17 protein-coding genes are annotated in these 19,920 nt (G+C 72.2%); 9 read left to right on the top strand and 8 right to left on the bottom strand.

Features of this window, described 5'->3' with window-relative positions:
* Positions 1–239 precede the first annotated feature (239 nt).
* Both A3IC_RS0136010 and A3IC_RS0136015 read left to right on the top strand, forming a co-directional pair.
* Entirely contained in the window at positions 240–1,571 is a 1,332-nt protein-coding gene (locus tag A3IC_RS0136010; protein ID WP_020554938.1) for an MFS transporter, read from the top strand.
* Positions 1,568–2,575 (top strand): TolB family protein, encoded by a 1,008-nt coding sequence (locus A3IC_RS0136015; RefSeq protein WP_020554939.1) that lies wholly within the window; start codon positions 1,568–1,570, stop codon positions 2,573–2,575. Before A3IC_RS0136010 ends, A3IC_RS0136015 begins: the two co-directional genes overlap by 4 nt.
* A 147-nt stretch (positions 2,576–2,722) precedes the next feature.
* Here the strand turns inward: A3IC_RS0136015 and A3IC_RS0136020 are convergent, their stop codons facing one another.
* The 4 genes from A3IC_RS0136020 to A3IC_RS0136035 form a co-directional block, all read right to left on the bottom strand.
* On the bottom strand, positions 2,723–3,496 hold the full coding sequence (locus A3IC_RS0136020) for an SDR family NAD(P)-dependent oxidoreductase (protein WP_020554940.1): 774 nt from the start codon (positions 3,494–3,496) through the stop codon (positions 2,723–2,725).
* A 126-nt stretch (positions 3,497–3,622) separates the two neighbouring features.
* Positions 3,623–5,137: a M1 family metallopeptidase gene (locus tag A3IC_RS0136025; protein WP_245599766.1), complete on the bottom strand. Its 1,515-nt coding sequence runs from the start codon at positions 5,135–5,137 to the stop codon at positions 3,623–3,625.
* Positions 5,125–9,012 (bottom strand): Pls/PosA family non-ribosomal peptide synthetase, encoded by a 3,888-nt coding sequence (locus A3IC_RS0136030; RefSeq protein WP_020554942.1) that lies wholly within the window; start codon positions 9,010–9,012, stop codon positions 5,125–5,127. Before A3IC_RS0136030 ends, A3IC_RS0136025 begins: the two co-directional genes overlap by 13 nt.
* A 1,155-nt stretch (positions 9,013–10,167) precedes the next feature.
* Entirely contained in the window at positions 10,168–11,049 is an 882-nt protein-coding gene (locus A3IC_RS0136035; protein WP_026219133.1) for a sigma-70 family RNA polymerase sigma factor, read from the bottom strand.
* Between the two features lie 332 nt (positions 11,050–11,381).
* Here A3IC_RS0136035 and A3IC_RS0136040 point away from each other — a divergent pair, with 332 nt between their 5' ends.
* The 3 genes from A3IC_RS0136040 to A3IC_RS0136050 all read left to right on the top strand — a co-directional run bounded on the left by A3IC_RS0136040 (position 11,382) and on the right by A3IC_RS0136050 (position 13,703).
* Positions 11,382–12,086, top strand: a complete 705-nt coding sequence (locus A3IC_RS0136040; protein WP_020554944.1) for an FMN-dependent NADH-azoreductase — start codon at positions 11,382–11,384, stop codon at positions 12,084–12,086.
* 250 nt (positions 12,087–12,336) lie between these two features.
* Positions 12,337–13,140 (top strand): DUF4344 domain-containing metallopeptidase, encoded by an 804-nt coding sequence (locus A3IC_RS58470; protein WP_158696221.1) that lies wholly within the window; start codon positions 12,337–12,339, stop codon positions 13,138–13,140.
* Between the two features lie 140 nt (positions 13,141–13,280).
* A complete protein-coding gene (locus A3IC_RS0136050; protein WP_020554946.1) occupies positions 13,281–13,703 on the top strand; it encodes an ATP-binding protein in 423 nt (140 codons plus the stop codon).
* Between the two features lie 298 nt (positions 13,704–14,001).
* Here A3IC_RS0136050 and A3IC_RS0136055 read toward each other — a convergent pair whose 3' ends face one another.
* Positions 14,002–14,172 carry a DUF5670 family protein gene (locus A3IC_RS0136055; RefSeq protein ID WP_020554947.1) on the bottom strand — a complete coding sequence of 57 codons (171 nt, stop codon included), beginning with the start codon at positions 14,170–14,172 and terminating at the stop codon, positions 14,002–14,004.
* Positions 14,173–14,386: 214 nt separating this feature from the next.
* On the opposite strand from A3IC_RS0136055, the gene A3IC_RS69095 reads away from it, so the two are divergent.
* Complete coding sequence (locus A3IC_RS69095) at positions 14,387–14,530, top strand: hypothetical protein (protein WP_020554948.1); 144 nt, start codon at positions 14,387–14,389, stop codon at positions 14,528–14,530.
* A 40-nt stretch (positions 14,531–14,570) separates the two neighbouring features.
* Here the strand turns inward: A3IC_RS69095 and A3IC_RS0136065 are convergent, their stop codons facing one another.
* Positions 14,571–14,969 carry a hypothetical protein gene (locus A3IC_RS0136065; protein WP_020554949.1) on the bottom strand — a complete coding sequence of 133 codons (399 nt, stop codon included), beginning with the start codon at positions 14,967–14,969 and terminating at the stop codon, positions 14,571–14,573.
* A 303-nt stretch (positions 14,970–15,272) separates the two neighbouring features.
* On the opposite strand from A3IC_RS0136065, the gene A3IC_RS0136070 reads away from it, so the two are divergent.
* The 3 genes from A3IC_RS0136070 (at position 15,273) to A3IC_RS0136080 (ending at position 17,960) form a co-directional block, all read left to right on the top strand.
* Positions 15,273–15,443 carry a DUF5670 family protein gene (locus A3IC_RS0136070; protein ID WP_020554950.1) on the top strand — a complete coding sequence of 57 codons (171 nt, stop codon included), beginning with the start codon at positions 15,273–15,275 and terminating at the stop codon, positions 15,441–15,443.
* Between the two features lie 388 nt (positions 15,444–15,831).
* Positions 15,832–16,038, top strand: a complete 207-nt coding sequence (locus tag A3IC_RS0136075; RefSeq protein ID WP_020554951.1) for a cold-shock protein — start codon at positions 15,832–15,834, stop codon at positions 16,036–16,038.
* Between the two features lie 371 nt (positions 16,039–16,409).
* On the top strand, positions 16,410–17,960 hold the full coding sequence (locus tag A3IC_RS0136080; RefSeq protein ID WP_020554952.1) for a DEAD/DEAH box helicase: 1,551 nt from the start codon (positions 16,410–16,412) through the stop codon (positions 17,958–17,960).
* Positions 17,961–18,139: 179 nt separating this feature from the next.
* Here A3IC_RS0136080 and A3IC_RS0136085 read toward each other — a convergent pair whose 3' ends face one another.
* Both A3IC_RS0136085 and A3IC_RS0136095 read right to left on the bottom strand, forming a co-directional pair.
* Positions 18,140–18,784, bottom strand: coding sequence for a hypothetical protein (locus A3IC_RS0136085; protein ID WP_020554953.1), 645 nt, complete (start codon positions 18,782–18,784; stop codon positions 18,140–18,142).
* Between the two features lie 288 nt (positions 18,785–19,072).
* A complete protein-coding gene (locus tag A3IC_RS0136095) occupies positions 19,073–19,582 on the bottom strand; it encodes a DinB family protein (RefSeq protein WP_020554954.1) in 510 nt (169 codons plus the stop codon).
* Positions 19,583–19,920: the final 338 nt, after the last annotated feature.

Consider the following 19,920-nt stretch of genomic DNA (forward strand, 5'->3'; position numbering starts at 1 on the left):
CGCTCACGTGTGTGGTCTCGGGTCGGGCGTGGGGGGTGGGTGTTTTCGCCGTCGAGGTGAGTGCGAGCGACTCGACGGGGGCGAAAGCCACCGCCGCGTTCCGCTGGACCGTGAGCTGGTTCTGACCGCTCGACACGCCGTCCAGGCGCCGGCGGCCGTGGGTGTCGAGGGCTCGAACCCGCGCTCGACACCCGCGACTTCCGACCTTCCCGTGCCCAGCCGCAGCCGGAGGTCCCCGGATGTATCTGTCGTCCAGCCGTTCCGCCGACCTCGCGTCCGGTACGCGCGCCCCGCGCGCGCAGGCACCGCCGCCGACCGCGCGCGGTGCCCGGCGGGTCGCACCCGTCGTGCTCACCCTGGGCGTGGTCTCCCTGGTGACCGACGTGTCGGCCGAGATGGTCACCGCGGTGCTCCCGGTCTACCTCGTGCTCGGACTCGGGCTCTCTCCCATGGCGTTCGGCATGCTGGACGGTCTGAACAACGGCGCCACCGCCGTGTCCCGGCTGCTCGGCGGGCATGTCGCGGACCGATTCCGCCGGCACCGGACGGTCGCCGCGTTCGGCTACGGGATCTCCGCCGGGTGCAAGCTGCTGCTGCCCGCGGCCGGCGGGGTCTCGGCGATCGGCGGGGTGCTCGCGGCCGATCGTGCGGGCAAGGGGCTGCGTACCGCGCCGCGCGACGCGTTGATCTCGATGGCGGCGCCGGCGGCGGAGCAGGGCCGGGCGTTCGGCGTGCATCGGGCGATGGACACGGCGGGCGCGTTGCTCGGACCGCCGGTCGCACTCGCGGTGTTGTGGGTGACGGCCGACGCGTACGACGCGGTGTTCGTGATGAGCTTCTGCTTCGCCGCGTTCGGGCTGCTGGTGCTGCTGCTGTTCGTCCGTGACCCGACGCCCGAGGTCGTGGTCGCGGGCGCGGGCCCGCCGACGGTCCGCGCGTCGGTCCGACTGCGCGACGCGGCGGCGGTGTTGCGGGTGCCGGGCTTCGCCCGGGTGTGTCTGGCCGCGCTGCTGCTGGGCGCGACGACGGTCGGCGACGCGATGCTCTACCTGCTGCTGCAACGGCACACCGCTTTGTCGCCGCACCTGTTCCCCCTGTTGCCGCTGGGCACCGCGCTGGTCTTCCTGCTGCTCGCGGTCCCGGCCGGCACCGCGGGGGATCGGTACGGGCGCGGCCGGGTCTTCCTGGCCGGCCATGTCGCCCTGCTCTGCGGCTACCTGGTGCTGCTCGCACCACTGCCCGATCGGGCGATGATCGTCGCGATCCCGGGTCTGCTCGGCTTGTTCTACGCGGGCACCGACGGCGTGCTGATGGCGCTCGCGGCCCCGGCCGCACCGCCGGGACTGCGCGGCGGGGCGCTGGCCCTGGTGCAGACGGGGCAGGCCGGCGGGCGGGCCCTGGGCGCGGCCGGATTCGGCGCGGCCTGGACCCTGTACGGCCCGCACACCGCCGGCGTCCTGGCCGCCGGCGGACTGGCCCTCGCGCTGCTCGCCGCCGCCGCGCTCCTGGCCGGCGGCACCCTCACACCGGGCACCACCCGCCCGGCCGGCCCGAGAGGGGCATCTGGATGACCCGCGCCACCCGCCTGACCGTGCTGACCGTGGTCACCGCGCTGCTCGTCGGCCTGGCGGTGGTGTACACGCTGCGCGCGGCGGGCGACGCGGATGCCGGCCGGGGCGGTGACCACACGACGCTGAGCCTGGATCGCCCGGGCCGAATCCTGTTCCGCAGCACGGCCGCCGACGGCGGCCGGGACCACCTCGCGGCGGTCGACGCGGCGCGGCCCGGCGAGCGGGCGGTCGCCGGACGCAGATGCCTGGTCTTCCACGCCGCGCACGGCACCGGGGTGTGCCTGCAACCGGCGAGGCTCGCGCTCGGCACCTACGACGCGGTGCTCCTGGACGCGAACCTGCGCGAGAAGGGCCGGCATCCGCTGGCCGGGACACCCTCGCGGGCCCGGGTATCGCCGAGCGGACGGCTGGTCGCGTGGACGTCGTTCGTCAACGGCGAGTCGTACGCGGGCCTGAACTTCGCCACCCGGACCGCGATCCTGGACACCCGAACCGGCCGGCTCGACGACAACCTGGAGTCGTACGCGCTGCACCGCGGCGACGAGTCGATCCACTCTCCCGACGTCAACGTCTGGGGCGTGACCTTCGCGGCCGACGACAACACCTTCTTCGCGACGGTGGCCACCGGCGGACACACCTGGCTGGCCCGGGGCGAGGTGGCCACCCGCACGCTGCGCACGGTACGCGAGAACGCCGAGTGCCCGTCGTTGTCCCCCGACGGCACGCGCGTGGCGTACAAGAAGCGGGTCCCGGGCGCGGACGCCGACCGGCCCTGGCACCTGTTCGTCCTGGTCCTGGCCACCGGCACGGAGAGCGCGCTCGCCGAGACCCGAACCCTGGACGACCAGGCGGAATGGCTCGACACCGACCGCGTCGTCTACAGCCTCCCCGGCGACCTCCGCGCCGACATCTGGACCACACGCGCCGACGGCACCGGCCACCCGACCCTGCTGATCCCCCACGCCCTGTCCCCGGCAGTGCTACGCGGCCCGTCCGGCACGTGAGAACAACCAGCCGCACGCCACCTCACCGAACCGGAGCAAATCCCCCAGCCCGTCCGGCGCTTGAGGACGACCCGACCCGAGCCACCCAACCCCAGCCGAGCAAGACCCCCAGCCCGGCCGGCGATCGAGGCCACCTTCGTCCCACCGTCAATCCCGGCGAAACACCACACGCGCCGACGTCTGGTCCCGCGCGAGCACCATCATCGAGTCGATGTTCACGTGCGGCGGCCGAGTAGCCACCCATCCCACACATTCCGCGATGTCCTGACCGACCAGCGGCGTCATTCCCGCGTACACCGCCGACGCGCTCTCCGCATCGCCGCCGAGCCGGTTGAGGGTGAACTCGGTCTCGACCATGCCCGGGTCGATCTGGCACACCCGCACCGGCTGCCCGCGCAGCTCCAGCCGCAGCACCCGGGTCATCGCCGTCACCGCGTGCTTGGCCGCGTTGTACCCCGCGCCGCCCTCGTACGGCTCGCGCCCGGCGACCGAGCCGATGGTGATCACCTGACCGTCGCCGGACGCGATCAGCAGCGGCAAGAACGCCTTGGTCACCCGCAGCGTGCCGAGCACATTGGTCTCGTACATCGCGGTCCACGCCGCTTCGTCCGCCTCGGCGACCGGTTCGGTGCCCCGCGCGAAGCCCGCGTTGTTGACCAGTACGTCACAGCGGTCCACCGCGGCGGCGAACGCGGCGACCGAGTCCGGATCCGCCACGTCCAGCGGCAGCGCCCGGCCGCGCCCGGCACAACGCGCGACCACCTCGTCCAGCCGGTCCTTGCGGCGCGCGCCGAGCACGACGTCGTAGCCCAGACCGGCCAGGTGCACGGCGGTCGCCGCGCCGATCCCACTGCTGGCACCGGTGACCACCGCACAGCCTCGGGACGGGGTCGTGGGATTCGCGGTCTCGCCCTGGGTCATCGCGGGATTCCTCTCATACGTCCGGACACCGGCGCACCACCCGTGCGGGCGGTGTCGGTGACCACATTGCCGACCTTCCCGCACCGTACGACGGATCGACGCGGACCCGAATCGCCACCCCCCGTTTCACCCCGAGGATCCGCCGTGTCCCGACGCCCAGGGCCACCCCAGTCGCCCCCGCCGCTGCGGCGGCGAAGACGGCGACGACGGCGCGGAGGGCGCGGCCGGCGACGTCGGCAACGGCGGCAGCGCCTCGCGATACAGCCACGCGTCGAACAACTCGTCCACCGGCCGGGAGGCGTACCGCGCCACGTGTGCGGTGAAGTCGTCCGTGACGACCACGCCGTGCCGGTGCGTCGTGGCCCAGTCCCGCAACATCGTGAAGAACGCCGCGTCGCCCAGCGCGCACCGCACCGCGTGTACGGTCAACGCTCCGCGAGCGTAGATCCGGTCGTCGAAGATCAGCTTCGGGCGCGGCGACCCGAGCAGCAGGTCCTGCGGCAGGCCGCCCAGTCGGGTGTGCTCCACGGCCGCCTGCACGGCGGCGGCTCGCCCGCCGGAGCGCTCGGCCCACAACCACTCCGCGTAGCGCGCGAAGCCCTCGTTGAGCCAGATGTGCCGCCAGTTCGCCAGTCCGACGCTGTTGCCGAACCACTGGTGGGCCAACTCGTGCGCGACCAACCGTTCGAAGCCGCGCTCGCCGTCGACGTGGTTCGCCCCGAAAGTGGCCAGCCCCTGGGCCTCGATCGGGATGTCGAGTTCGTCGTCGGTGACCACCACGGTGTACTCACCGAACGGGTACGGCCCGAACAACTCCTCGAAGAGCGTCATCATCTCCGGTTGCCGGGCGAAGTCGACCAGGAAGCGTGGCAGCAGCCGGGCCGGCACGTGCGCGAACTGCGGCACGCTCGCGCCCGGTTCCAGCGGTCCGACCGTGTCGTAGCGGCCGATCGAGACGCTGACCAGGTAGCTCGCGGTGGGCGCGGCCTGCTCGTAGACCCACGTGGAGGTGCTGCCCCGGGTGCTGCGGGTGAGCAGCTCACCGCTGACCACCACGGTGTACGCCGACGGCGCGGTGACCGAGATCTGGTACGCCGCCTTGTCGTCGGGCCGGTCGTTGCACGGGTACCAGGACGGCGCGCCGATCGGCTGGCCGGCCACCAGCGAGCCGTCGGTCAACTCCTCCCAACCGATCCCGCCCCATGGGCTGCGCACCGGTTTGGGATTGCCGACGTAGTGCACCTCGACGGTGAACGCGGCCCGCGCGCCGATGGCCGCGCCCGGCCGCACCCGCAGCTTGCCCGCGCGGTGCGTGTAGCGCGCCTGGCGGCCGTTCACCAGCACCCGGCCGATCCGGAATTCGCCCAGGTCGAGCACGACTTCGCCGAGCGGCCGATCGCCGGCCACGGCGCCGATTCGGGCGGTGCCGGCCAGCCGATTGGGGCCTGGGCGGTAGTCCAGGGCCAGCTCGTAGCGATGTACGCGATAGCGCGGATCGCCGTGCGTGGCGAAGTACGCCTCCCCCGCGGCCGAGCGCGGCCCCTGGTCGACCACCGATTCGTGCTCCGTCCCCGTCGCGCCCACCGTCGCGGGACGGGCCGTGTCCTGCGACGCCGCCTCGAAACGCATTACCGTCGCCATGCCTCGATCGGATTGCCCAGCCAACCGGTGTCCTCCGGGACCGTCTCGCCGCGCATCACCAGCGAGGCGGGACCCAGCGTGCTGCGTGCCCCGATCGTGCTGCCCGGCAGCACGATCCCGCGCGGGCCCAGGGTGGCGCCCTCGCGAAGGATCACAGTATCCATCCGCATGATCCGGTCGTGGAAGAGATGTGTCTGGAGCACACAGCCGTGCCCCACGCTCACCGCGTCCTCCAGGGTGACCAGGTCCGCCTCCGGCAGCCAGTAGCTCTCGCACCACACGCCGCGGCCGATGGACGCCCCGAGCCCGCGCAGCCACACGTTCATCACCGACGTACCGGGCACCCGGCCGATCAGCCACGGCACGGCCAACACCTCGACGAAGGTGTCGGCGAGCTCGTTGCGCCACACGAAGCCGCTCCACAGCGGGTGCTCGACCGGCTTGAACCGGCCGACCAGGAGCCACTTGGCCGCGATCGACACGACGCACGCGAGCACACCGCAGCCGAGCAGGACCGGGCCGGACAGCAGCGCGGCCAGGATCAGCGAGTGGGTGCCCAGCCAGGCCAGCGCGGCCAGGGTCAGTACGGCCAGCGCGGCGGAGCACAACACCGGAACCGCTCGGCACAGCTCGACCAGGCCGCGGGCCCAGCGCAGCCGGGCGGGCGGGTCGTAGGTCAGGCCCTGGTCCGCGACGTCCGCCGAACGCGGCAGCCGCATCGGCGGCATGCCCAGGTACGAGCCGCCCTTCTTGGTCTTCTTCGGCGTCGCGGACAACACGCCGACCAGGCCGCGGGCGGGCACCGAGCGGCCCGGCGCGGTCATCCCCGAGTTGCCCAGGAAGGCCCGCTCGCCGATCCGCGCCTCGCCGATCCGGATCCGGCCGCCGCCGAGTTCGTAGGAGGCGATCAGCGTGTCGTCGGCCAGGAACGCGCCGTCGCCGACCGTGGTCAGGCTCGGCAGCGCCAGCACCGTGGACGCCTCGACGCCCTTGCCCACCTTCATCCCCAGCGCCCGCAGCCACACCGGCGTGAACAGGCTCGCGTACAGCGGGAACAGCTTTTCCCGGGCCAGGTCCATCAGCTGGGTGACGGTCCACGCCTGCCAGCCGATCCGGCCGTGCAGCGGGTGGTAGCCGGGCCGCAGCCCCAGGCTGAGCAGACGCACCAGAAGCAGGATCGACAGCGCGTAGACCAGCGCGAACGCGGCCACGGCCGGCACCAGGGCGAGCATGGCCCCGGTGAGCGCCGCGCCGAAACCCTCGCCCGGCGGCACGAACGCGCCGAGGATCGGCAGTACCGGCAGCACCGCCAGGATCGGCAGCAGCGTCGGCACCAACCCGCTCACGCCGTACAGCACCGCCCAGCGCGCCTTGCGCGGCGGACGCTCGCCGAACCGGCCCCGGTCGACCTTGCCGAGTCGAACGGCCGGCACCCCGCCCCAGCGACGGCTCGGCGGCACGTTGCCGGTGACCGCGGAACCGGCCGCCACCTCGGCGGAGCGGCCGATCCGGGCACCGGGGAAGAGGGTGCTGCGGGTGCCCACGATGGCGCCCGCGCCGACCTTTATCGCGCCGATCTCCAGCCGGTCGCCGTCCAGCCAGTGACCGGACAGGTCCACCTCGGCCTCCACCGCGCAGCCTCGGCCGAGCTTGAGCAGGCCGGTGACCGGCGGCAGGGTGTGCAGGTCGACGTCCTGGCCGACCTTGGCACCCAGTGCGCGGGCGTAGCGCAGCAACCAGGCCCCGGAGAGCGCGGTCGCACCACTGGCGTCGGCCAATTGTTCGGCCGCCCACAGCCGGATGTGCACGCCGCCACCGCGCGGATGGGTGCCCGGGCGCACCCCGCGCAGCAACAACCGGGCGCCGCCGGCCGCGATCGCCACCCGGGCGGGCGGGCTGAACAGCGCGGCCCAGCCGGCCGCGACCCACCACCACGACGCGGTCGGCGCCCACGGGTAGTCGCCGAACCAGGCGGCGACGTTGCCCAGCGCGAGCAGGCCGACCGTCCAGCGCAGCCCGATCAGGGTGAACAACGGGATCAACAGGAGCAACTGGGCGACGCGGGCCCGGGTGGGCGTGGGTGCCACCTTGCGCACCGCGCCCGCGTCCTGGGCCGAGCGCTCCAGGCGGCGGGCCAGCTTGCGCAGCGTGGGCTGCTGATAGATGTCGGCGACCGCGGCGGCGGGGTAGCGCTCGCGCAGCAGCGTGGTCAACCGGGCGGCGGCCAGGCTGTTCCCGCCGATCGCGAAGAAGTCGTCCTGCGCGCTCTCCGGGGCGATGCCGAGCACGTCGGTCCACTGCTCGGCGAGCCACGCCTCGGTGCCGTAGAGCTGCTCGGTGGGACCGGCGTCCTCCGCGTCCGCGAGCGGCCACGGCAGCGCGTCCCGGTCGACCTTGCCGGAGGTCCGGGTGGGCAGGTCGGCCACCGGGGCGAGCCGGGGCACCAGGGCCGCGGGCAGTTCGGCCCGCAACCGGCGGACCGCCTCCTCGCGATCCCAGCCCTCGCCGGTCACCAGGTAGCCGACCAGGAGCTGATTGCCGCCCTTGACGGTGCGTACGGCGGCGGCCGCGCCCACCACGCCGGGCAGGGCCTGTAGGGCCGCGTCGATCTCGCCGAGTTCGATCCGCCGGCCGCCGAGCTTGATCTGCTCGTCGCCGCGACCGACGAAGACCAGGCCCTCGGGGTCGGCGCGCACCACGTCGCCGCTGCGGTAGGCGCGATCCCAGCCCATCGATTCCAGCGGCGCGTACTTCTCCGCGTCCTTGACCGGGTCCAGGTAGCGGGCCAGGCCGACGCCGCCGATCACCAGCTCGCCGGTCTCACCCATCGCGACGGGTCGACCACCGGGATCGACCACGGCCAGTTCCCAGCCGTCCAGGGGCAGCCCGATCCGAACCGGGCCCTCGCCGGTGAGCAGCGATCCACAGGCGACCACGGTCGCCTCGGTCGGGCCGTACGTGTTCCACACCTCGCGGCCCTCGGCGACCACGCGCTCCACCAACTCGGGCGGGCATGCCTCGCCGCCGAAGATCAGCAGCCGTACGTCCAGCAGCGCCTCGGTCGGCCACAGCGCGGCGAGCGTGGGCACCGTGGAGACCACGGTGATCTCCTGCTCGGCCAGCCACGGCCCCAGGTCGGCGCCGGAGCGCACCCGTGAGCGCGGCACGGTGACCAGGCACGCGCCGTATCGCCAGGCCAGCCACATCTCCTCACAGGACGCGTCGAAGGCGACCGACAGGCCCGCCATCACCCGGTCGCCGGGGCCGATCGGCTCCTCCTGGAGGAACAGCCCGGCCTCGGCGTCCACGAAGGCCGCCGCGTTGCGGTGGGTGACCGCGACGCCCTTGGGCTTGCCGGTGGAGCCGGAGGTGAAGATGATCCAGGCATCGTCCCCGGGGCCGGGTCGAGCCGGCGCCACGGGCGTGTTGCCGGCCCGGGTGACACGCAGTTCGCGCTCGGCACCGAGCACGGCGCATACGCCGGCCTCGCCGAACACCAGGTCGGCCCGCTCGTCCGGATCCTCGGCGTCCACCGGGACGTAGGCGGCGCCGGCGGCCAGCACGGCAAGGATGGCGATGTACAGGTCGTTGCTGCCGGACGGCACCCGGATGCCGACCCGGTCCCCGACGCCGACCCCGGCGTCGGCGAGCCGGCGGCGCAGCGCCTCCACCTCGGCGGCCAGGGCGCGGTACGTCAGCGTCCGCCGGCCGTCGTCGAGGGCGGGCTCGTTCGGGTGGGCCCGGACGGTGGCGTCCAGGATGTCCACGAGGGTGCGCGGCGCGGGGGCGGGGCGCCCGGGGTAGCCGGCCGGGGTCGGCGTCGGTGCGGTGCCGGACCGATCGTCCGAGGCACGTACTGGTAGCGCGATGGCCATGAGGTCCTCATCATCCCTGGTCCCCGCTACGGCCCACTTGAAGGCTCCCGGGGAGGCGTCGCGTCCCCGGTCCCTGGCCGGCCGGGTCGCTTCTCGAGCGTGGCAACCCGACCGACACTAGCTCTGTTCGCCGCACAACGACGACCCTCGATGCGATCAACTGCCTTTGGGGCAAAGGGATCTGACGTATCGTCATATATGAATTGACGGATCGTCAGATCCCATCACCCCCTGGAAGCGCGCCTTTTGACGCTCCGTCAGCCAAGAACTCGACTTGAACCCCACCGCTCGCTCCTGTGACCCACACAACACCGTAGGCCCGCCCGGATCACCTCGCCTGCCCGACTCCGCCGGACGGATGACGTGTTGACGGGAGGGTCCGGAGGGGCTGGAGGTGAGGCTGATGCGGCCTCGTGCGGGGGCCTTGTCCGGGTTCGATGCCGGGTTCGTGACGGTCCGTGACGCCTGTCCGGGCCCGGCGGTGGATTCGGCGCCGGGTCCGTGCCGAGTCTGGTGACGCCTGATGGCCGTCCGGGCGGGGTGTGCGGGGTACGGGCGTCCGCCGGCCGCCGCGGCGGGTGCGGGTGTCGCGGCGGGCGGGGTGGTGCGCCCTGCTGGGCGCGCGTTGGGTGGCGGGCTCGGCAGCGGGACCGGTGGTGGCCTCGGGCCGGTGGATGGGCCCGGTGCGGCGCGGCCACGGGGTCGGGAGCAGGCCCGGGTGCCGGAGCGCCGGCACGGTGCCGTGGGTGACCGTCTCCTTCGGGTGCGCCGAGGAACGGCCGGTGGACACGGCGTCGAGTACGCCCGGCACCGTGTCGTCGGCCCGGACGGCCTGGGTCACGCCGTCGCGTCGACCCTCGGCCCCGCCTAGGCGGTTTCGCACGGCCATCACACCGGTCCCGACTCAGACCCGCCCCACCGCCGGCGATCTTCCGTCCCCGCCACACCGGCCCCGGCCCGGACCGCTCGACCGCCGGCGATCCCACACGCCTGCCCTACCCAGCCCGAACCGGACCCGCCCCACCGCCCGCAATCCCGCAGCGCCCACCCCGACCCGGGCGACCCGCGCCCACGCGACCCGCGTCGACCGGCCCCGCCCCGGCCCGGGCCCGGCTCGGTCCCGTCCCGACGACGGCGACCTTCCGCGCGCCCGCCTCAGGGCCGGCCCGCCGCCAGTGGGAGTTCGGCCAGGTGGGTCGGGTCTGCGATCACCTCGATGCGGGTGATTCGGCCGGTCTCGACGGTCAGCCGTAGGACCGCGAACAGGCGTCCGCTCGGGGCGATCACGATGCCTGGCCTGCCGTCCACGAGGGCCACCTCGCCCATCCGGGCCCGGTGCGCGAAGACCGGGGTCTCCTCGGCCACCGCCCGCGCGCCCCGCACGTCGCGGGCGGCCCCGTCCGGCACCGCGAATCGGTCGGCTTGCCGGACCACGTCCGGAGCCAGTACCCGGACCAGGGTGTCCAGGTCGCCACCGCGCGCGGCGGCCAGGAACGCGTCGACCACGCCGTAGTGTTCGGCGAGATCGGCCTCGTCGACGGCGGCCACCCCGCGTACCCGGTCCCGGGCTCGGCTGGCCAACTTCTTGCTCGCCACCGACGACCGCCCCACCACCGGCGCGATCTCGGCGAACGGAACGGCGAACAGGTCGTGCAGTACGAAGGCGACCCGCTCGGCGGGGGTGAGCCGGTCCAGCACCACCAGCAGGGCCCGGCCCACCGACTCGGCCAACACCGCCTCCTGCTCGGGTTCGATTCCGCCCGGCCGCTCCAGCACCGCTTCCGGGATCGACGTCAGGGACTCCTCGCCCCGGGTCCGCCGGATCCGCAACACGTCCAGGCACACCCGCGCGACCACGGTGGTCAACCACCCGGCCAGGTTCTCCACCCCGTCCACGCCCGCCCGGTCGACCCGCAACCAGGCGGCCTGTACCGCGTCGTCGGCGTCGTCCAGCGAGCCGAGCATCCGGTAGGCGACCCCGCGCAGGTGGTCACGGTGCGCCTCGAAACGTGCCGCCAAGCTCTCGTGTCCGTTCATGGTCACCTTTTCCGTCGGGCGTAAGTCAAAGGGGAGACGAACCACTCCGCACGACGCCGACAGCAAGGGGACAACGAAGAACAAGGGAACGGCAAAGGAGACGACAGGCGAGTTTACCGTCGCCGCACCGCACCCGCCCGGGGCCACATCGCCCCGGCCCGCACCCGCGTCACACCCACCCGGCACCCGCCTCGTCAGCCCGCCGAATCAACACCAGCGGCACCGACCCGGTTCGCGCGGCGCTCCGTGCTGCCCGATCGGTGGCCCCTTTCATCCGATCCATACCGATTCGCACCCTCGGTCCGCATCAACCCATGCCAAGGAGAAACCCCATGAAGTTCTTCCGACTCGACTCCAGCATCCGGACCGAGGACTCGGTCAGCCGCGCCCTCGCCGACCTCGTCGAGGCCGAATGGGTCCGCGCCCACCCCGACGCCGAGTTCATCCGCCGCGACCTGGGCCGCCGACCGCTGCCCGCCATCTGGCCCGTCGCCGAGGCGAGCCGAACCACCGAGGAACATGCCCGGACCGACGAACAGCGCGCCGCGACCGCGTTCGCCGCGGAACTCGCCGACGAGCTGCTCGCCTGCGACGCGTACCTGCTCGCCATACCGATGTACAACTTCGGCGTCCCGCAGCAGGTCAAGCACTGGTTCGATGTGATCATCACCGACCCGCGGGCCGCCGACGTCAGCCGGCAGATCCTGCCGGGTCGCCCGGCGGTGCTGGTCGAGGCCCGGGGCGGCGGCTACACCCCCGGGACTCCGCGCGCCGGCTGGGACCATGCCACGCCGTACGTGCAGCGCATGCTCGCCGACGTCTGGGGCCTGGACGTGCTCACCGCCCGGGCCGAACTCACCGCGGCGGACGTCAACCCGGCGATGGCGGAACTCAGGCCGCTCGCCCACCGCCTCCTTGCCGAGGCCCGGGTCGAGGCGACCGAACACGCCCGCACCATCGCCGAACGACTCCGCACCGCCCCGAACACCCGGACGGGCGCAGCGCTCGACGAAGTACGGCCATCCGGTAGTCGATGACCCTGGTGGCGATTCGGGCGTCGGCGCGGGCAGTTCGCACTGTGGGCGAGGGCGGGCCCGCCCCCTGGGTCGGGGCGGCGGACCCGGGACGGGCGATGGACGGCGGGCGTGTCACGGGCCGATGGCCGTGAGCCGGGTCGCCCACCATCGGCGGGAGGCGCCTGCCTCGGGCAGGATCGCGGGCATGTGGACACGGGTCGCGAGCGGCCGAGGGGTTGGGGCGGGGCGGATGTGCGCGGGGTTGCTCGCGATGGCGTTGCTCGGAGGGTGTGGTGGCGCGTCGGACAACGACCGGAAGGACCGGGAAGCGCGGCCGACCCCGACCGGGGCGCCGGGGGGCGCCGGCTTCGAGGTGAGCTACGAGCGCCCCGCCGACGCGGATCGCGGCGAAGCCGGTTTCCTGCGCGAGCGGAAGGCGTTGGAGTCGGTCGCCGACTCACTCAACCGGTTCGTCCGGCTCACTCACCGGGTACCGGTCGTCGCCCGCTCGTGCGGCGGTGAAGGATCCGGGTACGACCCGAACTCCCGTCGTGTGGAGATCTGTTACGACCAGGCCGCCGAGGAGCGCCGGCTCTTCGAACGCGCCGGACACCACCCGGCGGATGCCGAAGTCGCCGCGGTCATCGCCGAAACCCTCTACCACGAGGCCGGCCACGTCCTGATCGACGACCTGACCCTGCAACTGACGGACCGCGCCGAGGAGGACGCCGCAGACCGCTTCGCCGCGCTGCTGATGCTCCGCCAGGGCCCCGAGGGCGAGCGCCAGTTACGCGCCGCGGTCGAGGAGTACGAGCTGTCGGCCGCCGACGGGGACGCCGGGAGCGGGGGCGGCGACGCCGGCGGGAGCAGCGGCGCCAAGGACGAGCACGCCCCGGATCGCCTGCGCGCCGCGAACCACCTCTGTTATCTGTACGGTTCCGCTCCGCAACGCAACCCGGAAGCGGCGAACTCGCCACTGCTCACCCCGACCCGCGCAGCCGGCTGCGCCACGGAGTGGGCACACGTACGCACCGCCTGGATGACCGACCTCGCTCCGCTGCTTCGGGAGCGATAGGGCCACGACCCGCCGGGCGTCGACTCGGTTCGCCTGCCGCGCGCCCCGCTGCGTCGGCCCTCGCCGGGGGTGATCGGCGCGCCTGAGGGTAGGCGCCCCGGCGCGAGGCAACGGGACGAAGGGGTAACGAAGGGATTTCCATGGCCGACATGCGAGCGGTGGGGTGGGCGCGGGCCTTTCCCATCAGTGGCGGGGTCGAGGCCGGAAGGCACTGGGCCCGGAGACATCTCACGTCCCTGGAATGGACCAAGAACGCGAGCGAGACCGTGGACGACGTCATCCTGACCGTCTCGGAGTTGATCACCAACGCCCACATACATGCGCACAGCACGGCCCAAGTGGTGCCGGCATGGGACAACCGGTGTCTGAACGTCTACGTCAGCGACAACGGCCCGGGCGTCCCCACGCCGCAGGCCACGGATACGACGACACCGTCCGGTCGCGGATTGTCCATCGTCGACGCGGTCGCCGACGAGTTGCACATGCACCCGAGCAGGCACGGCAAAGCCGTCAGCGCCTGCTTCCACCCGCCCGGCCGACCGAATCCCCACGACACCCACTGACGAGCGACAAGCACCGATCGCCATGGCTCACACCGGAGTTCGGGGCCGATCCGAACCACGACTCCGCTCGGTGAACGCGACCTGCAGGATTCCGGCGGCCTCGGCCGTGATTCGATACCGTCCGCCCTCGAAATTCGAAGGCACTTTCCGGAAAAGATTTTCTTCCCGTTCCCGGCCCGACACTCACCGAATGCCTCACCGAATCCCTCGGGAATGCGAAACGGGCCGTGGCCCCACCCGGTTGTCCGGGTGGGGCCACGGCCCGCATCAGGTGAGGTACCACTTTGGGGCGACGCTTCTACCACCGGTACCAACGACCGCGGCCGCCGCCGCTGCCGGCCGAGCGGAAGACGAAGCCGAGTGCCCAGACGATCAGGACGATGACGGCGATCCACCACAGGGCTTTCAGCGCGAAACCGGCGCCAAAAAGGATCAGGGCAAGAAGCAGGACAACCAGCAGGGGAATCATTGTTTTTACCTCCGCCCCACGTGTGCCCCACACATTCGAGTGCATGCCTCGAAAGAGAGACGTTTGCCGGCAAGATCCGCGGAAAGGAATCGCGCGTTTCGCGGGAGTGGTCGGCGCACATCCGCCGCCGATCGGCACGGAAACGGGGTCCTGACCGCCTCGTCCGCCACAACCGACTCGCGGGCGGGAGCGTCACCGTCGCCGAGGGGCACCCATGGACGAGGCGGTGTGGCCGGCGGTACTCGGCCCGAGCCATCCGGAGTCGAAGCTGCCACGACACCCGGCGGACCGGCCCCGTCGGCCGTTCGCCCAGAGCCCCTCCACCGACGACAACGCGCAGGGCGCCCCGCCGGTGTGAAGCCGGCCGAGCGCCCCGCGCGTTGTCGTCGCCGTACGGACTACAGGATGCCCGCCGGGCCGGTCCCCGGGGCGCCGGGAGAGCCGGGGGCCGTGTTGCCGTAGTAGTCGCCGGTACGGGTGCGGTGATCGGGGTCGCCGAGGTGCTTGTCCTTGTCGAACTCCGGCGAGTTCTTGATCTCCTCCTTGGTGCAGGAAACGTGGACCACCTCGGCCTGTACGTCGACGCGCGAAATCGTGCCCGCAGGCAACAGGACGTGCTTGCCGAAGATCCACACGCCGGTGTCGACCACCAGGTAGGACGCGTCGACCTCGTCGTTGTGCTTGTCCACCTTGCCGATGTGGCCATCGGTGGCCTCGACCTTGTAGCCGGCCAGGCTGGTTCCCGCGGTGTAGCCGGACTCGGGGCGGTGGCCCCACACGTTGTCGCCGGTGCTCACTGGGGACTCCTCTACTCATGACGAACTCCACTGCCAGGCAGGCCGATTCGCCGCCCCGGGAGCCGTCGTCTCGAATGGATTCGACCCACGCCTGCCCGATCACCTCCGTCGCACACCCGCTCCGACGAATCGGCTCGACAGCCCGATGCCACGACGGAACACCGCCGGGGATCGCTTGTGGGACAAGCGCCGATCCTGTCCCCGTACGGCCCCGGCAAACGGCCCTTTTCGCAGGCATACGCCCGAACAGGCGGGGCACAAGCGGATCCGTGATGGACACGACGGGTCGGAGGTAAGGAAACAATGATCCCCCTGCTGCTGGTTCTGCTTCTTGCTCTCGTCCTCTTCGGCGCCGGTTTCGCATTGAAGGCCCTGTGGTGGTTGGCCGTGATCGTCCTGGTCGCGTGGGCCCTGGGCTTCGTCTTCCGCTCGGCCGGCGCCGGGGGCGGACGCGGTCGCTGGTACCGCTGGTAGCAGCGGCGCCGCCGGCTACCACGACGCGCGACGGGGCGGGCTCGACTCGATTCTCGGAGTCGGGCCCGCCCCGTCGCGCGTTCCGTGTCGACTCGGCGCGAGCGGGGAAGGCCCCGGCCGGGCAACGGGGGATTCCGGCCGCGTCGCCGTCCCCCGAAATCCTCGATCATCCGAGCCCGTTGATCGTCGGAGTCCGCGAAGCCGTCAACATTCGTGCTACGTTGGTGTCAGTTGCAGTTGTGGTACCCATGAACTTTGTGTGCACCTGACGGGCTTGATCCGTGGGTGCATTTTTGTTTGTCCGGTCATCTCCGGGTGGGCTCCTTGCGGCGACGCGGAATCGCACTGTGTGGATTCCGGTACTGCTTCCCCAACGAAGGAGAACGACATGGCGACCACGGGCACCGTGAAGTGGTTCAACGCGGAAAAGGGCTTCGGCTTCATCGAGCAGGACGGCGGCGGCCCCGACGTCTTCGCCCACTACTCGAACATCGCCGCCCAGGGCTTCCGTGAGCTCCAGGAGGGCCAGAAGGTCTCCTTCGACGTGACCCAGGGCCAGAAGGGCCCGCAGGCGGAGAACATCGTTCCCGCCTGACGCCTTTCGGCGCCCCCGTACCGGGCCCGCCACCGTGAGGTGGCGGGCCCGGTACGGGGTTCGTGTTTTTGCCGCAGCCCGCTCGTCCCCACTTCCCGAGGTCGCGACGACGGCACGCGATGCAGTACCCCCCGCCCGGTAGGCGGCAGCCGACGGCTTACGACCGCGCGCCGCCCACCGCCCCCGGACTTTGCAGTCCGCTCGTGCCGGCCGCCTGTTTCCGACGGCGCCGCGCCTTTCGAAGTGTGTGTGCGCGAATTCCTTCGCCCCACTTCGATTCTGCTTTTCATTTCGGCTCGTTTTCGTGATAGCTTGCGCGGCTTTCGGCTGCCGGGTCTCCGCGGTACGTGCCGTGTCGAGGAAGGTTCCCCGTGAACCCGAACGCCCGCTCCACCAGTTCTTCGTACAGTTCCTCCTCCCGCGGCCGCAGCGGCGGCACCGGCGGCTACGCCCGCTCGGCCGCCGGCGGCAGCGGCTACGGCCGTTCCGGCGCCTCGGGCCGCTCCGGCGGCTACGGCCGTTCGAGTGCGTCCGGCGGCTACGGCCGTCGCTCCTCGGGCGCGCAGGGGGAGTTCGCGCTTCCGGTGACCGTCACCCCGGCGCTGCCTGCGGTGGCCTCCTTCGCCGAGTTGGACATGCCGTCCGAGCTGCTGGCGACGTTGACCGGTCTGGGCATGACCGAGCCGTTCCCGATCCAGGCGGCGACGCTGCCGAACTCGCTGGTCGGCCGCAACGTGCTGGGCCGAGGCCGGACCGGGTCGGGCAAGACGCTGGCCTTCGGCCTGGCGGTGCTCGCCCGTACCGCCGGTCGGCGCGCCGAGCCCAAGCACCCGCTCGCGCTGGTGCTGGTGCCCACCCGTGAGCTGGCCCAGCAGGTCACCGACGCCCTCACCCCGTACGCCCGTTCGCTGCGACTGCGGATGGCCACGGTGACCGGCGGCATGCCGATCGGCCGTCAGATCACCGCGCTGCGGGCCGGCGCCGAGGTGGTCGTGGCCACGCCCGGCCGGCTCAAGGACCTCCTCGACCGCGGCGCCTGCGTGCTGGCCGACGTCGGTGTCACGGTCCTGGACGAGGCCGACCAGATGGCCGACATGGGCTTCATGCCCCAGGTCACCGAGCTCCTGGACCAGGTACGCCCCGAGGGGCAGCGGATGTTGTTCTCCGCCACCTTGGACCGCAACGTCGACCTGCTGGTGCGCAAGTACCTGCACGACCCGGTCGTGCACTCGGTCGACCCCTCGGCCGGCGCGGTCACCACGATGGAGCACCACGTGCTGCACGTGCAGGGATCGGACAAGAACGCCGCCACCACGCACATCGCCGCCCGCGAAGGCCGGGTGATCATGTTCCTCGACACCAAGCACGCGGTCGACCGACTCACCGCGCACCTGCTCGACAGCGGAGTTCGTGCCGCCGCGCTGCACGGCGGCAAGTCCCAGCCCGAGCGCACCCGCACCCTGTCCCAGTTCAAGTCCGGCCACGTCACCGTCCTGGTCGCCACCAACGTCGCCGCGCGCGGCATCCACGTGGACAACCTCGACCTCGTCGTCAACGTCGACCCGCCCAGCGACCACAAGGACTACCTGCACCGCGGCGGTCGTACCGCCCGCGCCGGCGAGTCCGGCAGCGTGGTCACCCTGGTGCTGCCCGGCGAGCGTCGCCGAATGGTCCGGCTTATGTCCGACGCGGGGATCACACCGCAGACCACCCAGGTCCGCTCCGGCGAGGCCGAACTGACCCGGATCACCGGTGCCCAGGCGCCCTCCGGAATCCCGGTCGTCATCACCGCGCCGGTGGTGGAACGCCCCCGCCGTACCGGCAGCGGTTCCTCCTCACGCGGACGCCGCAGCGGCTCCGCCCAGGCCCGCCGCTCCGGCCCCGCCACCCGCCCCACGCCCCGCGTGGGCACCGCCGCCTGACCCGCGCCCCGCGACATCCGGCCCCGAAGCGCCGGCCACACCCGCCCACCGGGCGAGCATGGCCCGACGCTTCGGGGCCGTTCGCCGTCCCGAGCCCATCGACGGCGCAAGGGTGACTGGCTGCCCGGGAACACCATCGACGGGCCTCGACGGTCGGGCGGATGGGAACTCGCGGCGGGTCAGCGGATTCGCACTCGGCCCTCGGTGAACCGAGCGAACGCCTGGTCGATGTCCGAGATCGGCGAACGGAGCGCCTCCTCCGGAATCCCCAGCATGCCCTCGGCGCGGAACATCCTGGCTTTGGCGCGGCGCCCACGTGCGTCGGTGGGAAGTTCCACGACGACTCCCGGCGAGGTCGCGGTGACCCCGGCGGCGAGATCCAGAACAAGCCCCGTCCGACCGAATCGACGCAGCAGGCGAACTCCCGCGAGCGCCAGCCACGGCACCAGAAACGGCCCGAGTAGCGAGTTGGTCGCGCACCACACACCGTCGGCGGACATGCGGATCGCCACCGGAGGCAGCCCGTTCGCGTCCCACGTCGCGCGTCGACGCCGCACCTCGAGGAGTTGTCGTCGCCCGGCGACGATCAGCAACAGCCCGGAGACCAAGGACAGCAGCAACGGCCACGTGGCCGCGAACGGGAGCCCGAGGCCGAAAACGGCCCCGCAGGACACCACGACGATGACCACCCCGCCGGACACCGTCCCCCAAGAGCCGACGCGATGGGCGCGCAGGATTTTGGCCCGTGAACGCGCCAGCCAGGCGTGGTCGATCTCGGCCGCGTACTCCGGGTACTTCGGCGCGACTTCCGGCTCGGACAACATTCCCCCAGTGTCGCCTGCGCGTTCGATCGAACCAAGTTCCGCCACCGCCGTGCCGGCGCCGGCACGCCGTACCGGTTGTACAGCTTCCACGTCTGCCGGTCGCCGTTCCGGTTCCACGAGGTCGTGGGCATCGCATTGGCGTTGGAGTATGTGTAGGTCTTGGAGCCGGGCAGCCCGCCGTCGGGTGGGCGCGGTGGCGTCGTTCGGCGACCGCGCGTTGCTCGGCGCCGGGTTCGGAACGCACTCCTGCCGGCGGCCGGTGCGCGCGCGGTAGGCCGCCCCGGCGGGTCAGCCCATCGTCTTCGCGCCGTCCAGTGATTCGCGGAGGATGTCCGCGTGTCCGGCGTGCTGCGAAGTCTCGGCAATGACATGGAGGATGGTGCGGCGCACGGACCACCGGGCGCCCGGCTCGAACCACGGGGCCTCGGGAAGGGGGTGGGACGCGTCCAGATCGGGCAGCGTGGCCACCAGGTCGTCGGTCTCGCGTGCCACGTTTTCGTACGCGTCGAGCACTCCGACAAGCGTTTCGCCCTCGGTCATGCGGAACTGGCTTTCCCAGTCGATCGGTTCGCTCATCATGGCCTCCGCGCCACCGACCGCGAACCGCATCCAGGACGCCTCGGTGCCGGCCACGTGTTTGATCAGGCCGCCGAGGCAGAGCTCGCTCACGGTGGTACGCGTCGCCGCCTGTTCGTCGGTGAGCCCGTGAACCGTTTGGCGCAGGAACCCGCGATGCCTCGCCAGCGATTCCATCAGGTCGGCGCGCTCACGCGTGGTCGCCATCCGGTCGCCGCTCATGGTGCCTGCCCTTCGATGTCGCCCGCCACCTCACCCCCGCGCCGCCCGACTATGCCACAACATGGATGATTCACCGCAGATAAACACGAAGAGGTTCAATTCAGCCGTATCGCGTCGAGGTCGACTCCGCCGGATCGGGGTGCGGCCCGCGCGGTCGACCCGGGCACCGGCACCGCCGCCGGCGAGCCGATGCCTGCGCGGGGCTGATACCCGTACAGCCCGACTGGTTGCGGGGACTGTCCGCATGCCTGCGGACCGGAAAGTCATCTCCTGCGCTCTGTGCCGCCTCGCAGGACCATGGAAGGACGGGGGCGCGGGAGGTGGCGACCATGCCCAAG

This window comes from Embleya scabrispora DSM 41855 (assembly GCF_000372745.1).
Lineage (GTDB): Bacteria > Actinomycetota > Actinomycetes > Streptomycetales > Streptomycetaceae > Embleya > Embleya scabrispora.

Coding starts and splice junctions, on each gene's coding strand:
- A3IC_RS0136010 (WP_020554938.1), top strand. CDS start 240: ATGTATCTGTCGTCCAGCCGTTCCGCCGACCTCGCGTCCGGTACGCGC.
- A3IC_RS0136015 (WP_020554939.1), top strand. CDS start 1,568: ATGACCCGCGCCACCCGCCTGACCGTGCTGACCGTGGTCACCGCGCTG.
- A3IC_RS0136020 (WP_020554940.1), bottom strand. CDS start 3,496: ATGACCCAGGGCGAGACCGCGAATCCCACGACCCCGTCCCGAGGCTGT.
- A3IC_RS0136025 (WP_245599766.1), bottom strand. CDS start 5,137: ATGGCGACGGTAATGCGTTTCGAGGCGGCGTCGCAGGACACGGCCCGT.
- A3IC_RS0136030 (WP_020554942.1), bottom strand. CDS start 9,012: ATGGCCATCGCGCTACCAGTACGTGCCTCGGACGATCGGTCCGGCACC.
- A3IC_RS0136035 (WP_026219133.1), bottom strand. CDS start 11,049: ATGAACGGACACGAGAGCTTGGCGGCACGTTTCGAGGCGCACCGTGAC.
- A3IC_RS0136040 (WP_020554944.1), top strand. CDS start 11,382: ATGAAGTTCTTCCGACTCGACTCCAGCATCCGGACCGAGGACTCGGTC.
- A3IC_RS58470 (WP_158696221.1), top strand. CDS start 12,337: ATGGCGTTGCTCGGAGGGTGTGGTGGCGCGTCGGACAACGACCGGAAG.
- A3IC_RS0136050 (WP_020554946.1), top strand. CDS start 13,281: ATGGCCGACATGCGAGCGGTGGGGTGGGCGCGGGCCTTTCCCATCAGT.
- A3IC_RS0136055 (WP_020554947.1), bottom strand. CDS start 14,172: ATGATTCCCCTGCTGGTTGTCCTGCTTCTTGCCCTGATCCTTTTTGGC.
- A3IC_RS69095 (WP_020554948.1), top strand. CDS start 14,387: ATGGACGAGGCGGTGTGGCCGGCGGTACTCGGCCCGAGCCATCCGGAG.
- A3IC_RS0136070 (WP_020554950.1), top strand. CDS start 15,273: ATGATCCCCCTGCTGCTGGTTCTGCTTCTTGCTCTCGTCCTCTTCGGC.
- A3IC_RS0136075 (WP_020554951.1), top strand. CDS start 15,832: ATGGCGACCACGGGCACCGTGAAGTGGTTCAACGCGGAAAAGGGCTTC.
- A3IC_RS0136085 (WP_020554953.1), bottom strand. CDS start 18,784: ATGTTGTCCGAGCCGGAAGTCGCGCCGAAGTACCCGGAGTACGCGGCC.
- A3IC_RS0136095 (WP_020554954.1), bottom strand. CDS start 19,582: ATGAGCGGCGACCGGATGGCGACCACGCGTGAGCGCGCCGACCTGATG.